The following is an 898-nucleotide window of genomic DNA, read 5'->3' on the forward strand; positions in this document are numbered from 1 at the left end:
GGATGTAGTCGGGGCGGAGGGTGTCGGCCCAGGTGAAGCGGAGGACTGTCCAGCCGGCGTTGACCAGGCGGTTCTGCCGTTGCCGATCAGCGAAGATGGCCTCCGGGACGGCGTGCGGACCGGCGCCGTCCGCCTCGGCGATCAGCCGGGCCCGGCGCCAGCCGAGGTCGCCGACGCCGAGCAGGTAACCGTCGTGGTCGCGCACCTCCAGCTGGAGCACATCCGGGGGCACGCCGCCGTCGACACACCGCAACCGGGCACGCGTCTCCAACGGCGACTGCGCCCGACCGTCCGCCTCGGTCAGGTAGCCGCGAGCAGCTACCGCTCCCCGACGCCCCCGGATCAGTGACGGCACGGCAGCCAGGTCGTCAGGGGTGAGCAACTGCCGGTTGAGCGCCGAGTCCAGCACGGCGACCGCGGCGTACCGCGGCGCGCGGAGCAGGATGCCCGCGACCGTGCACATCGGATTGGTCACGGCGATTCCGGCCACCGACGTCACCGCGCCGGGCGGATGGCCGAGTTGATGGACCACCACCGCCGGATCGTGGACCCTGGCCGGCCTTGCGGCGGGGCCGGGCAGCGCGACGTGTATCTCCTCGGTCGGCGGCAGACCGGCGATCCGATACAGCTCGGCCGCAGTGCCCAGCACGGCATGGGCCTGCGGGCCGAGCGACAGCACGGCCGCCCGGATCCGGGCCCGCCGAGGCGGCGCGTCGGCCGCGCGAGCGCCGGTCAGATAGACCGCCCGAGCCATGGAGCGCCACCGACCGATCGCCACCAGATGATCGATCTCATGCCGACCCAGCCCCGCCCCGAGCGCCTGGGCCCGGGTCACCAATCCGTCCTGCCTGGCCGCCAGCCCCCGAATCATCTCCACAAGCCTCGACCATCGCCGCCC

1 protein-coding gene is annotated in these 898 nt (G+C 73.5%); it reads right to left on the reverse strand.

All coding sequences use genetic code 11. The features are described from left to right. The coding region (locus C1I95_RS34180; RefSeq protein WP_233514080.1) for a type IV toxin-antitoxin system AbiEi family antitoxin at nt 1-835 on the reverse strand (835 nt) is incomplete at its 3' end. Between the last annotated feature and the right edge of the window lie 63 nt (nt 836-898).

Origin of the sequence: Micromonospora craterilacus, from assembly GCF_003236315.1 — a bacterium.
Lineage (GTDB): Bacteria > Actinomycetota > Actinomycetes > Mycobacteriales > Micromonosporaceae > Micromonospora > Micromonospora craterilacus.